General features: G+C 37.2%; 20 protein-coding genes. 11 read left to right on the top strand and 9 right to left on the bottom strand.

Going from position 1 to position 21,393, the window contains the following annotated elements:
- Positions 1-34: 34 nt before the first annotated feature.
- The gene (locus ACG916_RS09995) at positions 35-313 is read right to left on the bottom strand and encodes a hypothetical protein (RefSeq protein WP_004821354.1); all 279 of its coding nucleotides are present in this window, start codon (positions 311-313) and stop codon (positions 35-37) included.
- Positions 314-461: 148 nt separating this feature from the next.
- A complete protein-coding gene (locus tag ACG916_RS09990; protein ID WP_336951360.1) occupies positions 462-1,649 on the bottom strand; it encodes a phosphoglycerate kinase in 1,188 nt (395 codons plus the stop codon).
- Positions 1,650-1,788: 139 nt separating this feature from the next.
- Here ACG916_RS09990 and ACG916_RS09985 point away from each other — a divergent pair, with 139 nt between their 5' ends.
- From ACG916_RS09985 to ACG916_RS09975, 3 genes are all read left to right on the top strand, one after another.
- On the top strand, positions 1,789-2,172 hold the full coding sequence (locus ACG916_RS09985; protein WP_004720680.1) for a DUF2237 family protein: 384 nt from the start codon (positions 1,789-1,791) through the stop codon (positions 2,170-2,172).
- Between the two features lie 21 nt (positions 2,173-2,193).
- Positions 2,194-2,787 (top strand): Maf family protein, encoded by a 594-nt coding sequence (locus ACG916_RS09980; RefSeq protein WP_419327545.1) that lies wholly within the window; start codon positions 2,194-2,196, stop codon positions 2,785-2,787.
- Between the two features lie 639 nt (positions 2,788-3,426).
- Positions 3,427-4,590 carry a ribosomal protein uL16 3-hydroxylase gene (locus tag ACG916_RS09975; protein WP_336951362.1) on the top strand — a complete coding sequence of 388 codons (1,164 nt, stop codon included), beginning with the start codon at positions 3,427-3,429 and terminating at the stop codon, positions 4,588-4,590.
- Positions 4,591-4,870: 280 nt separating this feature from the next.
- Here ACG916_RS09975 and ACG916_RS09970 read toward each other — a convergent pair whose 3' ends face one another.
- Both ACG916_RS09970 and ACG916_RS09965 read right to left on the bottom strand, forming a co-directional pair.
- Positions 4,871-5,326: a DUF6896 domain-containing protein gene (locus ACG916_RS09970; RefSeq protein WP_419327488.1), complete on the bottom strand. Its 456-nt coding sequence runs from the start codon at positions 5,324-5,326 to the stop codon at positions 4,871-4,873.
- Positions 5,327-5,425: 99 nt separating this feature from the next.
- Entirely contained in the window at positions 5,426-5,641 is a 216-nt protein-coding gene (locus ACG916_RS09965; RefSeq protein ID WP_336951366.1) for a hypothetical protein, read from the bottom strand.
- Between the two features lie 186 nt (positions 5,642-5,827).
- Here ACG916_RS09965 and ACG916_RS09960 point away from each other — a divergent pair, with 186 nt between their 5' ends.
- The 3 genes from ACG916_RS09960 to ACG916_RS09950 all read left to right on the top strand — a co-directional run bounded on the left by ACG916_RS09960 (position 5,828) and on the right by ACG916_RS09950 (position 8,934).
- The gene (locus ACG916_RS09960) at positions 5,828-7,498 is read left to right on the top strand and encodes an FMN-binding glutamate synthase family protein (protein ID WP_336951367.1); all 1,671 of its coding nucleotides are present in this window, start codon (positions 5,828-5,830) and stop codon (positions 7,496-7,498) included.
- A gap of 212 nt (positions 7,499-7,710) precedes the next feature.
- The gene (locus tag ACG916_RS09955; protein ID WP_336951369.1) at positions 7,711-8,334 is read left to right on the top strand and encodes a hypothetical protein; all 624 of its coding nucleotides are present in this window, start codon (positions 7,711-7,713) and stop codon (positions 8,332-8,334) included.
- A 12-nt stretch (positions 8,335-8,346) separates the two neighbouring features.
- A complete protein-coding gene (locus ACG916_RS09950) occupies positions 8,347-8,934 on the top strand; it encodes a hypothetical protein (RefSeq protein ID WP_336951371.1) in 588 nt (195 codons plus the stop codon).
- 54 nt (positions 8,935-8,988) lie between these two features.
- Here ACG916_RS09950 and prpC read toward each other — a convergent pair whose 3' ends face one another.
- Positions 8,989-10,125, bottom strand: a complete 1,137-nt coding sequence (prpC, locus tag ACG916_RS09945; protein WP_336951373.1) for a bifunctional 2-methylcitrate synthase/citrate synthase — start codon at positions 10,123-10,125, stop codon at positions 8,989-8,991.
- Between the two features lie 4 nt (positions 10,126-10,129).
- On the bottom strand, positions 10,130-11,014 hold the full coding sequence (gene prpB / locus ACG916_RS09940) for a methylisocitrate lyase (RefSeq protein WP_004720700.1): 885 nt from the start codon (positions 11,012-11,014) through the stop codon (positions 10,130-10,132).
- 236 nt (positions 11,015-11,250) lie between these two features.
- Between prpB and ACG916_RS09935 the strand changes: the two genes are divergently transcribed.
- The 4 genes from ACG916_RS09935 (at position 11,251) to ppk1 (ending at position 15,831) form a co-directional block, all read left to right on the top strand.
- On the top strand, positions 11,251-11,904 hold the full coding sequence (locus ACG916_RS09935; RefSeq protein ID WP_419330066.1) for a TetR/AcrR family transcriptional regulator: 654 nt from the start codon (positions 11,251-11,253) through the stop codon (positions 11,902-11,904).
- 128 nt (positions 11,905-12,032) lie between these two features.
- Positions 12,033-12,953 carry an ornithine carbamoyltransferase gene (gene argF, locus ACG916_RS09930; RefSeq protein ID WP_336951376.1) on the top strand — a complete coding sequence of 307 codons (921 nt, stop codon included), beginning with the start codon at positions 12,033-12,035 and terminating at the stop codon, positions 12,951-12,953.
- A gap of 95 nt (positions 12,954-13,048) precedes the next feature.
- On the top strand, positions 13,049-13,519 hold the full coding sequence (locus ACG916_RS09925; RefSeq protein ID WP_336951377.1) for a hypothetical protein: 471 nt from the start codon (positions 13,049-13,051) through the stop codon (positions 13,517-13,519).
- Between the two features lie 206 nt (positions 13,520-13,725).
- On the top strand, positions 13,726-15,831 hold the full coding sequence (gene ppk1 / locus ACG916_RS09920) for a polyphosphate kinase 1 (protein ID WP_336951378.1): 2,106 nt from the start codon (positions 13,726-13,728) through the stop codon (positions 15,829-15,831).
- A gap of 150 nt (positions 15,832-15,981) precedes the next feature.
- Here ppk1 and ACG916_RS09915 read toward each other — a convergent pair whose 3' ends face one another.
- The 3 genes from ACG916_RS09915 to ACG916_RS09905 all read right to left on the bottom strand — a co-directional run bounded on the left by ACG916_RS09915 (position 15,982) and on the right by ACG916_RS09905 (position 20,077).
- A complete protein-coding gene (locus ACG916_RS09915) occupies positions 15,982-17,211 on the bottom strand; it encodes a CaiB/BaiF CoA transferase family protein (protein ID WP_336951379.1) in 1,230 nt (409 codons plus the stop codon).
- Positions 17,212-17,289: 78 nt separating this feature from the next.
- Complete coding sequence (locus ACG916_RS09910) at positions 17,290-18,606, bottom strand: MFS transporter (RefSeq protein WP_419330064.1); 1,317 nt, start codon at positions 18,604-18,606, stop codon at positions 17,290-17,292.
- A 247-nt stretch (positions 18,607-18,853) separates the two neighbouring features.
- Positions 18,854-20,077 carry an acyl-CoA dehydrogenase gene (locus ACG916_RS09905; RefSeq protein ID WP_419327485.1) on the bottom strand — a complete coding sequence of 408 codons (1,224 nt, stop codon included), beginning with the start codon at positions 20,075-20,077 and terminating at the stop codon, positions 18,854-18,856.
- A gap of 345 nt (positions 20,078-20,422) precedes the next feature.
- On the opposite strand from ACG916_RS09905, the gene ACG916_RS09900 reads away from it, so the two are divergent.
- On the top strand, positions 20,423-21,376 hold the full coding sequence (locus ACG916_RS09900; RefSeq protein WP_336951383.1) for a LysR substrate-binding domain-containing protein: 954 nt from the start codon (positions 20,423-20,425) through the stop codon (positions 21,374-21,376).
- Positions 21,377-21,393 lie beyond the last annotated feature (17 nt).

Here is a 21,393-nt window from a genome sequence, read left to right as displayed (position 1 = left end):
GGGGACTTTTAACAAATAACAACATTTAGAAAGATTATTGAGCTTTAGGTGCTTCTTCTTCAGTCGCTGGCGTAGCCGCATCTGCTGGAGCATTTGCTTTTTCAGCAGCTACATCTGTATTTTTTTCATCCAAAACAGGCTGATCAAGCGCATCAATCACAGCTTGTTGTTCTGCAGATGTATTTGCTGATTCTGCTGAAGCAGCTTCAGAAGAAGATGTTTGTTCTGAGGCTGGTGCTTTTTCTTGTTTAGAACATGCAGTAAATGCCAAAGGAGCAATAAGAAGTGCTGCAAGTGTAAATTTAAATTTCATCACATTTCCCAGTGTTGGTGATTGGATTTGATCTAGTTTATTGCAGTTATATTTCATTTTTATTACTTTAAAATGAATCTCTCAGATAAAAAAGGCTGACACGAGGTCAGCCTTTCATATAAACGTCATAATTAAAATAATTTTTCAATTAAGCACGTTCAAGCAATACCGCTACAGCTGGAAGTGTCTTGCCTTCAACAAATTCAAGGAATGCACCACCACCAGTTGAAATATAACCAATTTTGTCTGCAACATGGTATTTATCAATTGCAGCCAAAGTATCACCACCACCAGCAATAGAGAATCCTTCAGATTCAGCAATCGCTAAAGAAAGTGTTTTTGTACCTTCGCCAAATTGATCCACTTCAAACACACCAACTGGACCATTCCAAAGGATCGTTTTAGACGTTTTTAAGATTTCAGCAAAAGCTTTCGCCGTTTCAGGACCGACATCCAAAATCATGTCATTGTCTGCAACATCTTCAACTTTTTTTACTGTTGCTTTAGCATTTGCCAATGAACCTAAGAAATCTGCAAAATCGATTGCAGAAGCATCTGCTACAACAACATCTGTTGGAAGTGGAACAGATACTTTTGCTGCAATCGCTTTAGCTGTATCAATCAAATCATTTTCACACAAGGATTTACCGACATTGAAACCAGCTGCGGCTAAGAATGTATTGGCGATACCACCACCAACGATCAATTGATCACAAATATCAGAAAGTGAAGTTAAAACATCAAGCTTAGTAGAAACTTTAGAACCAGCAACAATTGCGACCATTGGTTTTTCTGGTGTTTGCAGCGCACGACCTAAAGCATCTAATTCAGCTGCAAGCAAAGGGCCCGCTGCTGCGACTTTTGCTAAACGTGCTACGCCTTCAGTTGATGCTTCTGCACGATGCGCTGTACCAAATGCATCCATCACAAAAACATCACAAAGTGCTGCATATTTTGCTGAAAGTTCAGCATTATTTTTCTTTTCACCCACATTGAAACGACAGTTTTCAAGTAATACAACTTGGCCTGCTGCAACTTCAACCCCATCTAAATAATCTGTGAATAATTTAACGTCTTGACCAAGTGCCTCAGTTAAATAAGCAGCAACAGGAGCTAATGATTGTTCCGCTTTTGGTTCACCTTCAACGGGACGACCAAGATGAGAATACACCATGACCGCAGCACCCTTCTCAAGTGCCAATTTAATTGTCGGTAATGCAGCACGTAATCGTGCATCACTTGTAATCACACCATTTTTAACAGGTACGTTTAAGTCTTCACGAATAAGTACACGCTTGCCTGCTAAATCGAGGTCAGTCATACGCTGAAAATTCATGTATAGCTCTCTTATAGATATTAAAAATCGCGTAGATTCTAAATGATTACACAAAAAAAGGTTAGATACTTTTGTAGAAAAGCTGTAGAAAAGTTGAGATTTGATTATTATAGGGCGAACTTTTAAATTCTATACGCTTATGTCTTTTCATCCCGATCCTAAAATCAATGGTTTAAATGTCTTAGGTGAACCTTTAGCAAGTTGTTGTTTTTCTCCAATCACAGGTTATTTTCGTAACGGTTTCTGTCATACAGCAACAACCGACCTTGGTCAGCACACTGTATGCGCTGAAATGACTTCAGAATTTTTAAATTTTTCACAAAAAGTAGGAAATGACTTAATTACACCACTGCCAGAACACGGCTTTCCGGGACTACAACCTGGTGATTTTTGGTGTTTATGTGTGACGCGTTGGGTTGAGGCCTATCAAAATGACATGGCACCTCGTGTAAAACTACAAGCCTGTCATCAAGCAGTTTTGGCGTATGTTCCCTTAGATCTCTTGATGGAATATGCAGTATAACTAGGCATGAATTATTCAAAGATGAATCACCATGAAATTATTTTGGCTTCATCGAGCCAAACCCGTAAAGATTTAATGAATCGTTTACGCTTAGACTATCATTGTATTTCACCTGAAATCGATGAATCACCACGGGGTGAATCTCATGCCGATGATTTGGCTAAACGCTTGGCTTTTGAAAAAGCTCAAGTCATTGTACAAGACCATCCAAATGCCATAGTGATTGGGTCAGATCAGGTGGCTTGGCGTGAACATGCACCACAAGATTTTATTGGTAAACCTTTATCTGTAGAAAAAGCCATTCAACAGCTACAAGCCAATTCAGGAAAAAATGTCTTTTTTAGTACTGCCTTAAGTGTGCAACATTTAGCTTCTGGTTTTGAACAAACCTTGGTCGAGCATTATCATGTTAAATTTCGTGACTTAACTTTGGCTGAAATTGAGCGTTATATCGAAATTGATCAACCTCTGCATTGTGCGGGTAGCTTTAAGTGTGAAAGTCTTGGTATTGGTTTATTTGAGCAAATGATTGGGCAAGACCAAACCACTTTGATGGGTATGCCAATGATTCAGTTATGTGGAATTTTAAGGAAGTTGGGAATCCCGCTACCTTAATTTCCACACTGTATAATAAGCTCGATCTTATTATAAATTTCCATAATTACATGGGATTTGTGTTATTTGCTCATGCATTAAAAAGGATAAAGACTTTTTGAGTTAATCCCATAAATCCTGATAATGCGTTGCAAATAACATCAACCCTTCTTTAATCTTAGCCTTAGATTCTGTTTAGCAGTCCCCAATCAAGACCAACTCAAAAGCAAGAATCATCTTGTTTAAATACTCTAACCCAATTTGATTTAATTGCGCCTCACTAAAATCATTCACTTGCGCTTCATTCACCACCCAAGTTGGAATAGAAATATTTTTGCCCTAGATAATCAATTATCGATACGAACGCAATACTAAAAGTGTTTTGTCTGCAATTTCTTTTTTTGGATCAGAATAATACGAAATAGGAAAAAATCTATATTCCTCAACCCAATTGAAAATGCTTTCTTTTAAATTAGGCAAATCTCGGATATATTATGAGATATTTTATAAAATCATGAATTTACAACTCCTTTAATTTTTCAAAAAGCAGGGCTGTTTTTATATAAATATATTTTGAATAAATTTACAAATACTTGCACCACCTGTCATCTCATAAGACAATAGCCGTATTATAGATTCAAATTTGCTTAGGCTATTTTCATGTCCCTACCTTTAGATGTTCTTGGCGGAATTACTGCTGAACAATTCCTCTCAGAATACTGGCAAAAAAAACCATTATTGGTTCGTAACGCTTTACCTGAAATTGCCAATATCCTTGTTCCAGACGATGTCATGGAGCTTGCTCTGGATGAAAACATCACAGCACGCCTAATTAAGCAAAAAGACAAAGATCCAAATCAATGGTCAGTAAAATCATCACCACTCATCAAAGGTGATTTTCAGAAAATGCCAAAGCTTTGGACTTTATTGATTCAAGCTGTAGATCATTATTCATTTGATTTAGCTGAACTTTGGAAGAAATTTCCTTTTATTCCACAGTGGCGTCGTGATGACATTATGGTCTCTTATGCTGCTAAAGGTGGCTCTGTAGGTCAGCATTTTGACTTTTATGATGTATTTCTTGTACAAGGATATGGACATCGTCGTTGGCAACTTGGACAAATGTGTGATGCTGAATCTGAGCTTGTCGAAGGACAGCCGTTAAAGCTACTTCCAGAAATGGAGATCCATTTTGATGAAGTTTTAGCGCCAGGCGATTTACTTTATGTTCCACCAGGATTGTCGCATTACGGAGTAGCAGAAGACGATTGCCTAACCTACTCTTTTGGTTTCCGTATGCCAAATATTGCCGACATGATGGATCGTGTCAGCGATAAATTTATCGAAGATCAACAACTACGCAATCCGCTTCTCGACATATTGCGAAATAAACAAACCCCGATTGGGCAAGTAACACAAGCTGAACTCGATTATTTAAAAGCTGAATTGTTGGCGAAATTAAATAATTCTAAAGTGTTAGAAGATGCCATTATGAGTTTAATGGCTGAAGCAAAGTACCCTGAAAATATTCCAGATGCTGAAGCGATTGGCACTGGCGATATAGCAGAAGTTCTTGAACAAGGCTATTTACTACAAATTGAGCCAGCCTCTCGCTTAATTTATCTTGAACAGGATCGTGAATTATTATTCTGGGCAAATGGTGAATCGATCTGTATTTCTGAACAATTTGCACTACATTTAAAGCAGATTGCAGATGGACAAAGTGTCAAACTCAATCATGAATTGTCTGATGATGAAATATTAGAAGACATTGCTGGATTGTTGAATGAATCTATCTTGATGCTTGTTCCCACTGACGAATAAAATTCGCAATCTAACAGAATAACACTCAAATAAAGCCTGAAAATTCAGGCTTTATTTCTATCAATTTATTTTCAGCATAATTTTAAGAAATAATTCATTCATCCTTGCTCAAGCTGATATTTGAATGAGCTTGAGGACTTAACCGAAGTATTGAGTTTAAGTCACTTCAGTTCTGCTAAAGTATAAATTTTCATAGGCATTAGAAAAGTAAACACTTCATCCCACTAGAGATGAAGACTTTGCTGTGACTTTATTGTCCTTTTATCAGACTGTTTTATACTCATAGTTTTCGATAAACTCCGAAATCTATTATCAATATTTTTTGTCGTTCAAGTTTTTCAAAAAAGTCTAAAGTACTACTAAAGGGATTAACGAAGTATTTTGTTAAGTGATTGAATTCAACTGTTGTCTTAAGAAAATTATAAAAAAAATATGGATCAAGATTACCAATACTTTCTTTGTTTCCAAGCGAAACTTCAAGAATTTGCCCTGTTATTAAATTCTCAAACATACAATGCTCTCCATGCACAAAAAAAGACCAATCTCCCGATAGCGTTTTTTGTCCATTTAAAAAATCAGCATCTTGTATTTCGTAATAGTGTCCCGCGTTAATTTTTACTTTTTCAGGTTGGTCTGTTTCTGTAATTAATTTATCAATAAGCACTTCAGCAATGGCTTTATAGTTGTCCATTGCTGTTAATAATTCCTGTTCTACATCAGAAGTAAGGTTGATCATATAATTACTGTCAAAATTTCAAAGCTAAATAATTAAAACTTATCCAATAAAGCCTGAAAATTCAGGCTTTATTTGTATCAATTTACTTTCAGCATAATTTTAAGAAATAATTCCTTCACCCTTGCTCAGGCTGATATTTGAGTGAGCTTGAGAACTTAGCTGATGTTTTAGCGTCTCATTTTCCTGCTTTAGATTTTTAATTTTAAAAAACTGGAAGAACAGCCCGATATACGCAATGATAACGATCACAGAAACATAAATGGCTAAAAAACTGATACTAGGGTTTAACAATTTTGTCAGAAACTCTTCAAACATTTTCGATTCCTTTTTGTTTTCATCGCATATTGAATAAATATTTCAGTTAAATTAACTCATATTGTTTAGAAAATAAATATTTCAATTATTAATCTAGAACCATTCTCAAGTCTAACAAATCATTACTTGAGCTTTTTCATCAATTTGGGCAATTTAGCGCTATATAAAGAATGAGATATTCACTTCATGGCAAGTCCTGCTCAAGCAATTCGACATCAACTTCTCAATACTTTTTTCTCCCGTTATTCTGTTTGGTTCCTTTGTATATTTGTATCTTTATATTTGACTTGGATTATTTTCTTTAACGAAGGTCATTATATTTATTACTTTTTTTCAGATACTGTACTGAATTTAGCTTGGATTATTTCATCCATACTGGCCGCAATTGGCTTTGCCGATATCATCCAAACACAACATTCTATTTTAAGAAATTACCCTTTAATGGGACATTTTCGATTTTTCTTTGAAGATATACGTCCTGAAATTCGTCAATATTTCATTGAATCTGATGATGATGCCTTACCTTTTTCACGTGCACAAAGAAGTTTAGTTTACCAACGTGCTAAAAATGAAAATGCAGATAAGCCTTTTGGTTCAATTATTGATGTCTATCAAGATGACTATCGTTTTTTAACCCATTCGATGACACCCAAAACACCTGCTGATTTTAATACATTTAGAATTAGTATTGGTAATGATCAATGCTCACAGCCTTATAGTGCTTCGATTATGAATATCTCAGCGATGAGTTTTGGTAGTTTGAGTGCAAATGCTATTCTTGCTTTAAATACTGGTGCAAAAAAAGGTAACTTTTATCATGATACAGGTGAAGGGAGCTTAAGCCCTTATCATCTGGAACCAGGTGGTGATATTGTTTGGGAAATTGCTAGTGGCTATTTTGGATGCCGTACTCTAGATGGTAAGTTTGATCCTGAAAAATTTAAACAACAAGCAGCTCTGCCACAGATCAAAATGATCGAAATCAAACTGTCACAAGGAGCAAAACCAGGGCACGGTGGTATCCTTCCCAAAGATAAAATCACCAAAGAAATTGCCGAAATACGCGGTGTTTCTATGGACGTGGATTGTATTTCTCCAGCGACACATTCTGCTTTTAGCAATCCTATTGAAATGATGCACTTTATTCAGCAATTACGTGAGCTATCCAACGGCAAACCAGTTGGTTTTAAATTGTGTATTGGGCAGCCTTGGCAATTTATGAGTATTGTAAAAGCTATGCTACTGACTAAAATCATTCCAGATTTTATCGTGGTTGATGGTTCCGAAGGCGGTACAGGTGCTGCCCCTATTGAACTGATAGATCATATGGGTACGCCTTTACGTGAAGGCTTGCTTTTTGTAAACAATACCTTGATTGGCGCAGGTCTACGTTCTCAAATCAAGATTGGTGCAAGTGGTAAGATTATTAGTGCCTTTGATATTGCCAGTACTATGGCTATGGGTGCCGACTGGGTCAATTCCGCACGTGGCTTTATGTTTGCAGTGGGTTGTATCCAAGCACAAAGTTGTCATACCAACCAATGTCCTGTTGGCGTTGCAACGCAGAACAAAGAACGTCAAAAAGCACTTGATGTGCCATCTAAAGCAGACCGAGTGTTTAGTTTCCAAAAAAATACCTTAAAAGCGCTCGCGGAAATGATTGCTGCAGCTGGTTTACAACATCCTGCTGAGATTAAAGCACATCATTTAGCACAACGAGTCAATGACCGTGAAATCAAGAACTATGCTCAATTGCACTTTTGGATGAAAGACGGCGAATTGCTCAGTTGTGAAAATAAAGATGAAGAAAACTTCTATTTTAGAATGTGGAATTTAGCAACTGCTGAACATTTTTAATTATTCGTAAGCGAAGTTTAATTAAGGAGATCAATACGATCTCCATTTGTTATATCTAGTATTTATGGAATTAAAAGAAGCCTAATCATGTGCTTTTTTATTCTTCAGTATTTTATTTAAGTTTGTATTGTCATTTATTTTTACTCAAACACCATTTTAATCTAAACAATATTTAAGCAAGATACATTAAAACATATTAAGAATATTTGCGGATGAAATTTCTACAACATATAATCACCACCACTATCCTTACAACGTCATTACATTGTTATGCAACTGTCGGTGGTGGACAAACAATAGAAGTATTAGGTTATGAAGTAAAACAACAAAAACTTTATCTGTTACGACATTATGAAGATGGGCGTGGACGCTTGCCGCAGTTATATTATTATCAGCTCAACAGCAAAATACCAGATCATCTGATCGAAGTGCGATCCTTATATATCAATCCCAAAACACATAAAATTGACTATGATCAAGATGGTATCCAGTTTGAAAAAGATCTAAACAAAATTAAAAAGCGTTTAATACCTTTACTCGTAGGAAATGCCAATAAAGCAAAAATTCAAATGGTGAAAAATCAAACTCATTACATTCCTGCTTGGCATGATCCATCCCAAAAGGTTCCTCAATATAAAACCATATATAAAGTTACAACAGCTTCTTTAAAAAGTAAAAATGAACAAGCTGTGCAATATGCTAAAACAATAAAAATCACTCAGAATTACGTCGTGCCACATCAGAATAAGATGTTAGTTATTGTCAAATACTTCGGAATCCCTGAGGAAACGGGTTATGATATTGAAGATGCTGTTTTGCTCTTACCAATAAAATAATGAGGATAAATCGTGTTAAAAATAATCACATCGACGCTCTTATTCAGTTTTAGCTCTCTCGCTTTTGCAAAAAGTTATAGCAATATTTCACTTGAAGTCCTCGGCTATGATTCAAATAAAAAAGCGGTTTTAATTCTTGAAAATTCAGCAAGCTATGAGATTCCAAGAGTTTATCGCTATTCACTGAGTGAAAAACGCTATGATCTTCTCAAATACGATGAAAATTTTACAGGTATTACAGATCAACAAGCCTTCCAGCAAAAACTTTTAAACATAAAGACTCAGCTTAAACCACTTAAAAATATCGTGCTTCAAGACGTTAATGTTAATCTACTCGAACAAAGATCTTCTGATACTCAAAGCTCTGCCCCATTTAAAACAATTTATGGCTCGATATTTACAATATCCACTCCGCAATATCAAAGTCTTCAACAGAATTTAACCAGTTACAGTCCAGAGATTAAACTTAAACAGGCTTTTGAACTGCCAAAAAACAAAGGGGTTCTGATTACCTTTGAATCACTCAGCTTACCTTTTGATGAAGGATATAGCCGTGAAGAAGCTGTGGTTTTATTTCCTGCGGGTCAGCCTCCCAAATAAAAAAAGCCTCTTAGGAGGCTTTTTTTACTGCTTTTATCAATCTTGATCAACTTATTACGCCGCAGAACGCTCAGTGATCGGTACAACTTTGCGGAGTTCAGGACCAGTATAATCCGCGCTTGGACGAATAATACGATTGTCAGCACGTTGTTCCATTACATGCGCAGCCCATCCTGTAACACGAGACATCACAAAAATGGGTGTGAATAGTTTAGTTGCAATATCCATGAAATGATATGCAGATGCGTGGAAGAAATCCGCATTACAGAACAACTTCTTCTCACGCCACATCACTTCTTCACAGCGTACTGAAACTGGGTAAAGCACTGTATCACCAACATCATTTGCTAAACGCTCAGCCCAAATTTTAATAATGCCATTACGCGGGTCATTGTCTTTATAAATCGCATGACCAAAGCCCATGATCTTTTCTTTACGCTCAAGTTTACCCAACATTTCACGTTCAGCTTGTTCTGGAGATGTCCAGTTTTCAATCATTTCCATCGCAGCTTCATTTGCACCACCATGCAATGGTCCACGCAATGAACCAATTGCGCCAGTAATACACGAATGCATATCAGACAATGTTGAAGCACAAACACGCGCAGTAAATGTTGAAGCGTTAAACTCATGCTCAGCATAAAGAATTAACGAAACATTCATCACTTGTTCATGTAATTCATTTGGCTTTTCACCACGCAGTAAATGCAAGAATTGTGCACCGATTGAATCGTCATCAGTATTTTCTTCAATACGTACACCATCATGACTAAAACGGTACCAATAACAAATGATCGCTGGCAAAGTTGCAAGAATACGATCTGCCACATCTTGCTGTTGATCAAATGATTTTTCAGTTTCCAGATTACCTAACATTGAAACACCTGTACGCATCACATCCATTGGGTGTGAATCAGCAGGTATACGCTCCAACACTTCTTTTAAAGCTAGTGGTAACTGGCGAAGTGATTTTAATTTGGCTTTATATGTCGCCAACTGTTCTGCTGTAGGCAATTCACCAAAGAAAATAAGATATGCAACTTCTTCAAATTGGCAATTTTCCGCAAGGTCTTGCACATCATAACCACGGTAAGTTAAGCCTGCGCCACTCTTACCTACTGTAGAAAGTGCTGTTTTACCTGCAACTTGACCGCGCAATCCTGCGCCTGTAAGTACTTTTCCTTCAGCCATTTTATTATTTCTCCTGGGTGAACAGTTTATCTAGAGTGTTTTCGAAAGTGTGATAATCAAGGAATTCGTAAAGTTCTTTTCGTTGTTGCATGCTATCCAGTACATTGACTTGTGTACCATTTTCACGAATTGAACGGAAGACTTCTAGGGCAGCCTTTTGCATTGCACGTGTTGCAGACAGTGGATACAACACCATGCTAATGCCCTGTTCAGCTAACTCTTGAGTGGTGTAATAAGGTGTATCACCAAACTCTGTAATATTTGCAAGAACAGGAACACCTACTGCATCACAGACTGTTTTATACATGGTAATGTCCGTCATTGCTTCAGCAAAGATCGCATCTGCGCCAGCCTCGACACATGCACAAGCACGATCAATCACGGCTTGCAACCCTTCTTTTTGCAATGCATCTGTACGTGCCATCACGACAAAGTTGGAATCTGTTTTTGCATCAACTGCTGCTTTAATGCGGTCAACCATTTCTTGTTGAGAAACAATTTCTTTATTTGGACGATGACCACAACGCTTTTGTGCAACTTGGTCCTCAATATGGACAGCTGCCGCACCAGCACTAATCATTTGTTTAATTGTACGTGCAATATTAAATGCACCACCCCAACCTGTATCAATATCAACAAGTAAGGGTGTATCTACACGTTCTGTAATACGACGAACATCTTCCAATACGTTGTCTAAGCTGGTCATACCTAAATCAGGTAAACCATAAGAATAGTTTGCCACACCAGCACCAGAAAGATAGATGGCTTTATAACCCACCTGTTTCGCCATCATCGCTGCATAAGCGTTGACTGTACCAATAATTTGTAATGGTTTTTCCACTTCTAGAGCTTGTCTAAATCTTAAGCCTGCAGACGTCTGTTGTGTCATATTCCCTTCCACAGTGGTCACTTGTTTATTGAGTTTTGAGTATAGTCATAATTTATATTTCGCATATGACCATTTAGGTATATTACTCTAAAACTTTAGTCAAAGAAAAATGAATTTTGATTCATTTTTTCATTTTTATACACTTTTTTTAATCATTTTTTCCAATAGCATGTTTGCTAAGAAATTTATTGACATCTTTGATATAATAGTTACAACCCATTTTTCATCAGTAATTTATGAACGAAGATTTAGCACAAGTTGAAGCTACAGGATGTGATTTTCCACAAACTAAACGTGGGCATGAACGTCGCTTGGCATTACTGATTAGTGCAAACGATCTTTTTTTAGAGAACGGTTATGATGCAGTATCTTTAGATGACATCGTGAATCATGCAGGCGGATCAAAAGCCTCGATTTACAAATATTTTGGCAGTAAAGAAGGTCTATTTACAGCGATCTGTGACTATCGTCGTGATTTATTTTTTAAGGATATCTGTATTCCATTTAACCCCGCGTTGAATGAGCTCAGAGCATATTTGATCAATACCTTAATTAACTTTTATAAGCATATGATCATTCCTGAAAATATTGCTTTCATACGCTTGGTTTTAGAGCGCTCCCAAAAGGATCCACAATTAGCTGTCTATATTCATGAGAAGGGACCAAAGCAAGTACAACTTTCTATTGCATGCGCCTTAGAGCGTTGTGTAGAAAATCAAATACTCACTTGCCCAAACCCCTTATTTTCAGCACAATTTTATTTTGGAATACTCAGAAATTTAGAATGGCGGATTTTAATGGGGATTGAAATCAAAGATTCTGATCAAGAAATACTCAACTGCGTAAGTTATTGTGTAGATCGCTTCTTAGAGGAACATCAAAAGGTCTAATTTTTTTGCGTTTTCATATTCATATAGTATATTAGCTGATTCTCCTTTTTATTTTCATCAACCACCAACAATGAATTGTTGGTCAATTTCCCTATTGGTTTTGACTAAACAATTATTGTGGAGTAACCATGGCTCTACGACATTTTCTTACTTTACGTGATTTATCCACTGCTGAACTTAACCGTATCATTGAACGTGCTCAAGAGTTAAAGCGAAAACAACACAACAACGAAGTATTTCAACCCTTTGTTGGAAAAGTCATGGGGATGATTTTTGAAAAGTCGAGTACCCGTACTCGTGTATCTTTCGAAGCTGGTATGAGCCAATTTGGAGGCAGTGCAATATTCCTTTCATCACGCGACACTCAATTGGGTCGTGGTGAGCCAATTGAAGATTCTGCACGAGTAATATCCAGCATGCTTGATATCGTGATGATTCGTACATTTGGTCATGATATTGTTGAACGTTTTGCTGAATACTCAACAGTCCCTGTTATCAATGCGTTAACTGATGACCACCACCCTTGCCAGCTACTTGCAGATGTACAAACATTTGTTGAGCATCGTGGTTCGATCAATGGCAAAACGGTAGCATGGATTGGTGATGGCAATAACATGTGTAATTCATATATTGAAGCTGCGCACATGTGGGGCTTCAAGTTAAAAATTGCTTCACCGAAAGGCTATGAACCAAAACCTGAATTTCTTTCTGAATTTGCACATTGCGTTGAACTTTTTGAATCGGCAGAAGACGCAGCAGTGAATGCAGATTTGATCGTGACTGATGTTTGGGCAAGTATGGGCCAAGAAGAAGAACAAAAAATTCGTGAAAAAGCCTTTTCCGCTTACCAAGTCAATGAAAAACTAATGGATTTAGCACATCCAGATTGTCTATTTATGCATTGTCTACCTGCCCATCGTGGTGAAGAAGTTTCAGAAAATATGCTGGATCACAAAAATGCGGTGGTTTGGGATGAAGCAGAAAACCGCTTACATGCACAAAAAGCCTTGGTTGAATTTTTAATCAATGAAAATTTAAACAAAGACTAAACTATATTCTTTCAATAAAAATAAGCACCGACTATGGTGCTTATTTTTTGTTTCAGTATAATAAAATCCATACTTTTAATATGTGTATAATTCAAATGAAATTTAAAATAATTCCTTTATTCGCAATGTCAGTATACTTACTCATTTCTCAGAATAGTTATGCAACTGAATTAGATGATTATTTGATTCAAAAGAAGTTGATTGGGCAGCATTATAAAATTATAGATCAACAAAATTTAGATGATGTTTTAACTGCGTTAAGTGAAGAAGACTCTCGCGTACTTCCTGTACAAATTGATCAAAACACGGTGATTGAGAAAATTCATATGTATCATGATCATGTTGATTTGCAAGGCTTAATTACATCAGCAGATTTTAACCAATTTTCAAACAGCGTGGGTAAAGAAAAGACCCTGCAACTTTTAATGGAAGGTATGCTTGAAAATTGTCATTTACTTTTTGAAAATGAGTTCCAACGCCAAAATCCCTATTATGTAAAAATAAAACTGATGTCTGAACAGAAAACATATGAGCTCAAACTCAAAAATGAGCAATGCAAATTTTAATTTGTAATAATATTGTCTTGGTACATCGTATCAATTGGCATTTTGTCTAAACAGATTTTATTTTTTTCTACATGATTAAACGATTAAAAAATTAATATTTTTTAATCGTTTAAGTTTAAGACAATTTTCAACATTTTAGCTATCTGTAACAAATTTGTCATGTAGAATACTTACTATGCCCTTCAAGGTCGTTAAGACAGTTTCAAATGACGCAGATCATGCCCGCTTCAAAAAGTTTAACCACGCCTGAATTTCAACATAGCTCAAGCAGCTATATTAATCGTGAAATTTCCTTACTAGAATTTCATAAACGTGTGTTAGCCCAAGCAAAAGATGAAGCTCATCCTTTGCTTGAACGGTTGAATTTTCTCATTATTTTTTCACGTAATTTAGATGAGTTTTTTGAAATTCGTGTCGCTGGATTAATGAAACAACTGGATTTCAAAACCCTTACCACGGCACCGGATGGTATTCCAAATGAAGTGATACTTGAGCAAATTTCGCATAACGCACATCTTGCGATTCAAGAACAATACGACACTTTAAATCATGTGTTATTGCCTGCATTAGAAAACTATGGCGTCAAATTCATCCAATATAATGACATTTTAGAAAAACATGCGGAATGGATTAAAAATTACTTTTTTAAGCAAGTACAACCTGTTGTAACACCAATTAGCTTAGATCCTGCTCACCCTTTCCCGCGTTTAGTCAATAAAAGTTTAAACTTTATTGTCACCTTAGAAGGAAAAGATGCTTTTGGTCGTCAAATAGAATTGGCCATTGTACCCGCTCCGCGTTCTTTACCGCGTGTAGTGCGCTTACCGAACGAGCTCACAGACGGTGCAGAACATTACATTTTATTGTCAGCCATTATCCAACAACATATCAGTGATTTATTTCCCGGTATGACAGCAACAGGATGCTACCAATTCCGTGTCACCCGTAATGCTGATTTAACCTTAGCAGAAGATGTCGATGATTTGGCAGTGGCATTGAAAGATGAATTATCTTCACGTCGTTTTGGTCGCGCAGTTCGTTTAGAAATCGCAGATAATTGCCCAAACTCAATTAATGATTATTTATTAGAACAATTTGATTTAGATCCACAACATCTTTATCAAGTAAATGGTCCTGTCAATTTAACGCGACTGATTACCGATTTTGATATTCCAGAATTAAGATTTAAGCCTTATCAAGCTGTTATTCCAAAAGCCCTAAGAAATTCAAATAAAATATTTGAAATATTAAGCAAGCAAGATTTACTCTTACACCATCCATTTGATTCTTTCCAGCCCGTTATCAATCTACTCAAAGAAGCGGCAAAAGACCCCAATGTTTTAGCAATTAAACAAACCTTATATCGTAGTGGCCCAGACTCGGAAATTGTACAAGTGCTGGCAGAAGCTGCTCGCAATGGGAAAGAAGTTACAGCGATTATCGAGTTACGTGCGCGTTTTGATGAAGAATCCAATATTATCGTCGCAAATCTTCTGCAAGAAGCTGGCGCAGTTGTGGTGTATGGTATTGTCGGTTATAAAACCCATGCCAAAATGATTTTAATTGTGCGACGAGAAATCGATAAACTTAAACGTTATGTACATCTTGGTACAGGCAACTATCATGCGGGAAATGCACGAATGTATACCGACTATGGTTTACTCACCACAAATGATGAAATTTGTGAAGATGTACATAAGATCTTCCAAGAGCTGACTGGTATGGGTAAATTGTTAAAGTTAAAAAAACTCTTTCATGCTCCCTTCACCTTACACTCTCAGCTGTTACATTTGATTGAGCAAGAAACGGCACATGCAAAAGCAGGTAAAAAAGCCCGTATCATCATTAAAGTCAATGCATTGACTGAACCTAAACTCATTACAGCTTTGTATAAAGCATCTCAAGCTGGGGTTAAAATAGAGCTGATTATCCGTTCAATCTGTTGTTTAAGACCACAAATTGAAGGGCTTTCTGAAAATATTAAAGTTCGTTCGATTGTTGGGCGCTTCCTAGAACATACTCGTGTTTATTATTTTTATAATGATGCGAATGAGGACTTATACTGCGCAAGTGCTGACTGGATGGGTCGCAACTTATTTTCTCGGGTCGAAACTTGCTTCCCGATTGAAGATAAAAAGCTTAAAAAACAGATTATTGAATATGGGCTACTCAGTTATTTAAAGGACAACATTCGTGCTTGGGAACTCAATGCCAATGATCAATGGCATGCAATTCAACCCAAAGATAACGAAAAACCTTATATTGCACAACAGGTGCTGATGCAACAACGGATTATTCCCACTACAGCGTAATTCTTTCATATTGTTATTTTAAATGATTCAGGATAACCCTCCTTAAAAAAGGAGGGTTTGAATGATTAATGCGGCATTGAAGAACTCCAATTAAGACATAACTTTGATTGATCATATGCCTTGATTTCAATATTTCTTAAAATCAGCCGATTATAAGCCAATACCCTCAATAACCCCTTGTTGCTTTAATTGTAATAATTCATCATCTGAACAAAATTCCTCTAAAATCACTTTGGTATGTTCTCCTAAGCGTGGTGGCGCATTGCGATATTCAACAGGTGTTCCTGTCATTTTAATCGGTGAACCAATCACATTAAAATTAGGATTATCTGAATGTGGAATATTGACCACCATTTTACGATATTGAATTTGAGGTTCATCTAAAGCATCAGCAACTGAATTAATCACGCCAACAGGTACTTTTACCGCATGAATTACATCGACCCAATGCTTTGCGGTATTTGATAAAAAATATTCGGACAACAAACCGACCAATTCTTGACGATACTTCACTCGATCTTGATTACGGAGATAATTGGGTTGATCTAACAATTCAGGTTTTCCAATAGCAATACATAAGTCTTTAAATTGTTTATCATTACCACAAGCTAGAATAAATTCCTTATCTTGCGCTTTAAAAGTCTGATAAGGCACAATATTGGGATGATGATTGCCCATTCTTTGGGGAGCGACACCTGAACTTAAATAGTTCATACCTTGGTTGGCGAGTCCAGCAACCTGTACATCCAGCAAAGACATATCAATGTATTGCCCCACACCAGTTTGCTGACGAGAAATCAGTGCTGCCTGAATCGCAATTGTTGCATATAGCCCTGTTTGGATATCGACCACTGCTACACCAACTTTTTGTGCGCTTGCCCCAACCTCACCTTCTTTTTCGCCAGTAATACTCATCAAGCCAGACATACCTTGAATGATAAAGTCATAACCCGGTTCTTCTGCACGCGGTCCATCTTGACCAAAACCAGTGATAGAGCAATAGATCAATTTTGGATTAATGTGCTTGAGGGTTTCATAATCCAATCCATATTTTTTCAAGGATCCTGCTTTAAAGTTTTCAATCAAAATATCTGCGGTTTTCACCATTTGTTGTAATAATCGCTGTCCATCTTGCGTTGCCATATCAATTGCCACTGAGGATTTATTGCGATTCGCAGATTGGTAATACCCAGATTCTCGTGTCGCTTTACCCTGTTGATCACGCATCCAAGGCGGACCCCACATACGGGTATCATCACCCACTTTAGGGCGTTCAATCTTAATCACTTCGGCGCCTAGATCTGCAAGAACTTGTCCACACCACGGACCTGCCAGTACTCGACTCAAATCTAAAACTCGAACTCCTTGTAATGCACCCATATGTTCTACCTCTATGTAAGGAGTAAGTGAATACTCCTCAATTTTGCGATTTATTAAATCTGTTTAAACAAGCGTTGACTAATGTTGTTGTGGGTCATATTGACGATCTTTGATAAATAAGCCAGGCAGTACCCCTGCAACAAAGTAAGCTGCGCCCATCACGATAAATGCCGTCATAAATGTTCCGCCCGAAGCAAGGAAACCAATGGTTGCTGGGGCAATAGCTGCACCCACTCGCCCAATGTTATATGCACCACCAATTGCTGTACCTCGCACATCAGTAGAAAATGATTCCGCCATATAGGTCGCATTTACGCCATAAGGAATGCCATATAAGAAACCAAAAGTGATCAATAAGTACAAAATATTGTCTGGTGTATTAAAGATAATAATCACAGGTAAGAAGACAGCGCTGGCTATAGTACCGAACACAAATACTGCACGACGATTAAATTTATCAGCCAGATATCCCGCTAAGATCTTACCTAAAATCATTGCTGTGTATGAACCCACCATATAACTGGTCATATTCTTAAAGTTCATATGCACTTCTGTTTCTAGATAACTTGGCATCCAATTGTTGATTCCGTAGTAACCAAATTGTAAGAAGAATGCCGTAGTCATCCACAATAAAAACATTTTACGATGCTTAAAGTTGGCAAAAATTTGTTTATAAATACCGCCACTTTTCGGTTTCTCTGGTACTGAGGCTTCAACTGGTTTTTTGCCTTGAAGCTGATTGATTTTGTTGAGCTGCCAAGACTTTGGTTCAGGTACAAAGCGTTGCAAGAAAATATTGATAAAAGCTGGAATAACCGTGATAAAAAACAAGACTCGCCAACCATGCTCAGGAATAATTGCACCAGCTAATAATGTGGCAACAATATATCCAACGGTTTGCCCTGTTTGTAATGTACCCAATACCGTAGTTCGATACGTTGTAGGAACGTATTCAGCCATAAGGGTATTGCATGCCATATAAAGGGCCCCAATCCCTAATGCGCCAATAAATCGTAATGCCATAAATTGTTCAAAACTTTGGGTAAAGCCTAACAAACATGTTGCAACTGAAAAAAACGATACAGAATTGGCAATGGTACGTACTCGGCCAAACTTATCACATGCCCATCCACCTAAAATCCCACCAATCCCCATGCCTGCTAGAGATGCACTGCCTAAAGCCCCTGCCTGAAAAGTAGATAATGCAAACTCACCTTTTAAACTGGTTAAGCTATAGGATAACAACATGATATCTACGCCATCGACGACCATAGCGAAATAAGCGAATAAAAGTGCCCATTTCCAAGTATTTGGGCCTATTTTTTCAAAATTTCCAATATTGGATGGCATGGATAATTTTGTTGAAGTTGTAACTGATCGAACATCATTGTTCATTTTCCTCTACCTCATTTTCCCAAATGAGTCATCGGTCACTTTTTATCTTTCTCTCTACTTATTTCTTTGTTATTTTTATTGCATGAATCTAGAGTTAAGTATGAGAGTTAAAAGAATAATCAGATATTTTTCACGATGAATCCTTTTATCATTGATTTATTTTTACCTTAGTTTTTATAAAATTTAAGGCAAAAAATCCTATAAGGGATGCTAACTTTAAGCATCCCTGTTTTAAAACAGTTGATTTTTAGTTACTAAAGGCAGCAATACCTGTTTGTGCACGCCCGAGAATTAAGGCATGTACATCATGTGTACCTTCATAAGTGTTGACGACTTCAAGATTGACCAGATGGCGAGCAACACCAAATTCATCACTGATGCCATTGCCACCCATCATGTCACGAGCAACACGTGCGATATCTAAGGCTTTACCACAATTGTTTCGCTTAATCAGTGAAGTTCCTTCTACAGAAGCGATGCCTTCATCTTTCATACGTCCAAAGCGTAATGCGATCTGCAGTCCTAAAGCAATTTCAGTTTGCATATCTGCAAGTTTCTTTTGCACCAATTGATTTGCGGCCAGTGGACGTCCAAATTGTTTACGATCCATCGTATATTGATGTGCTGTATGCCAGCAAAACTCTGCCGCCCCCATCGCGCCCCATGCAATACCGTAACGTGCACTATTTAAACAAGTAAATGGTCCACGCAAACCACGAATTTCGGGAAATGCATTTTCTTCAGGAACAAAAACATTGTCCATTACAATTTCACCGGTAATCGATGCACGCAAACCGACCTTGCCGTGAATCGCAGGTGCAGAAAGTCCTTCCCAACCTTTTTCTAGAATAAAACCACGAATCTCACCAACATTGCCTTCAGCAGAAACTTCTTTAGCCCAGACCACAAATACATCAGCGATTGGACTATTGGTGATCCACATTTTTGCACCAGTCAAACGGTAACCACCTTCGACCTTTTTGGCACGGGTAATCATACTGCCTGGATCTGAACCATGATCAGGTTCTGTTAAACCGAAACATCCAATAAACTCGCCAGAAGCTAATTTTGGTAAGTACTTTTGTTTTTGCTCTTCAGTACCAAATTCATTGATAGGCACCATCACTAATGAGCTTTGTACACTTGCCATTGAACGATAACCCGAATCTACACGTTCAATTTCACGGGCAATGAGACCGTAGCTGACATAGTTTAAACCTGCTCCCCCATATTCTTCAGGGATTGTCGGTCCCAACAAACCCAATTCACCCATTTCACGAAAAATAGAAGCATCTGTTTTTTCATGGCGGAATTGTTCCAAAACTCTTGGCATCAGTTTGTCTTGAGAATAGGCATAAGCAGCATCACGAATCATGCGTTCTTCAGAAGTAAGTTGCTGTTCCAATAAAAATGGATCTTGCCAGTTAAATTGAACGCGTGCCGTTTTTGTAGAATTAACCATTTGATTCATAGCATCCTTTGCTGAACATATCTTGTTGTCTTAGTACTGATGTTAGGTGTGAAAATTCATACTTTCAAACGATTAATACTCACTCAGATATTCCATTTACGCATATCTTGTGTTTTTATAACATGACTCGCTCAATGACTACTGTTCAATTATGTTGGTATTAAACGAGGCTTTTTAGCGAACTTTTATCACCTTTACGTCCTCTTATAAATTTTTATTTTAGATAAAACCAAGTGGTTTGATGAAAGTTTCATTGCAGACATCTACTTTGGTTTAAGCTCTTTTTGCTAGATATAAATATATTAAATTTAGCCATTATTTAACTTTGATATTCAAGGAATGAATATGCGTAGAATGATTCCTTCATTACAATCACTGATATGTTTTGAAGCGGCTGCCAAGCACCTAAGTTATACCTTTGCAGCTCAGGAGTTGCATCTTACTCAAAGTGCCATATCTCGCCAAGTACAACAACTCGAAGATTTTTTAGGACTCAATTTATTTAACAGAACACGGCATGGCGTTGAATTAACCCAAGCAGGTGAGCATTATTATAAAAACATCAAAACTCATTTATTGGGTATTGAGCAAAGCACACTCGATTTAATGAGTCATAAGGGTTTAGGTGGTACTCTAAAATTGGGGGTTGTACCGACATTTGCAACACGCTGGCTCTTACCCCGACTGTATAAATTCAATGAAATATACCCTGAAATTACCATTCATTTAGAAACCAGTACCAAACCTTTTTTGTTCAGTGAGCATATTTTTGACGCTGCAATATATACAGGTACGCCTGCACAAATTGAAAATTGGCCAGGTGCAAAAGTCCACTATCTAATGAATGAAGATGTTGTTCCTGTATGTTCTGCTGAGTTAATTTTTAAGCATTTTCCAGAGCTAAGAGAACCTTCTGGAGATTTACGTCGCAGCTTATCGGCGGAAGAGATTGCCACGCTGCCCTTACTTCAACAAACCACACGCCCCTATATTTGGAAAGAGTGGTTTGAAGTTTCTGGTTATGAGCATCCTTTTACATTAGAAGGACAACGTCATGAATTATTTTCGATGCTTGCGGTGGCAGCAATTCATCATATGGGGGTTGCACTTATTCCACAAAAACTCCTGGAAAAAGAACTGCGCTCAGGTGATTTAATTATCGCATCAGAAATAAAACTAAAAGGTTCACGTGCCTATTATTTTGTCTATGCAGAACAACAGCAAACGCCTCTCATTGCTAAATTTGTTGAATGGTTATTGACTGAAGTTGAGCGTTCAAAAAGTGCTTTTTTAAAATAACGCGATTTCGAGTTAAA

Origin of the sequence: Acinetobacter legionensis, assembly GCF_048552295.1 — a bacterium.
Taxonomy (GTDB): Bacteria; Pseudomonadota; Gammaproteobacteria; order Pseudomonadales; family Moraxellaceae; genus Acinetobacter.
This window is presented reverse-complemented; position numbering and strand designations above follow the sequence as displayed.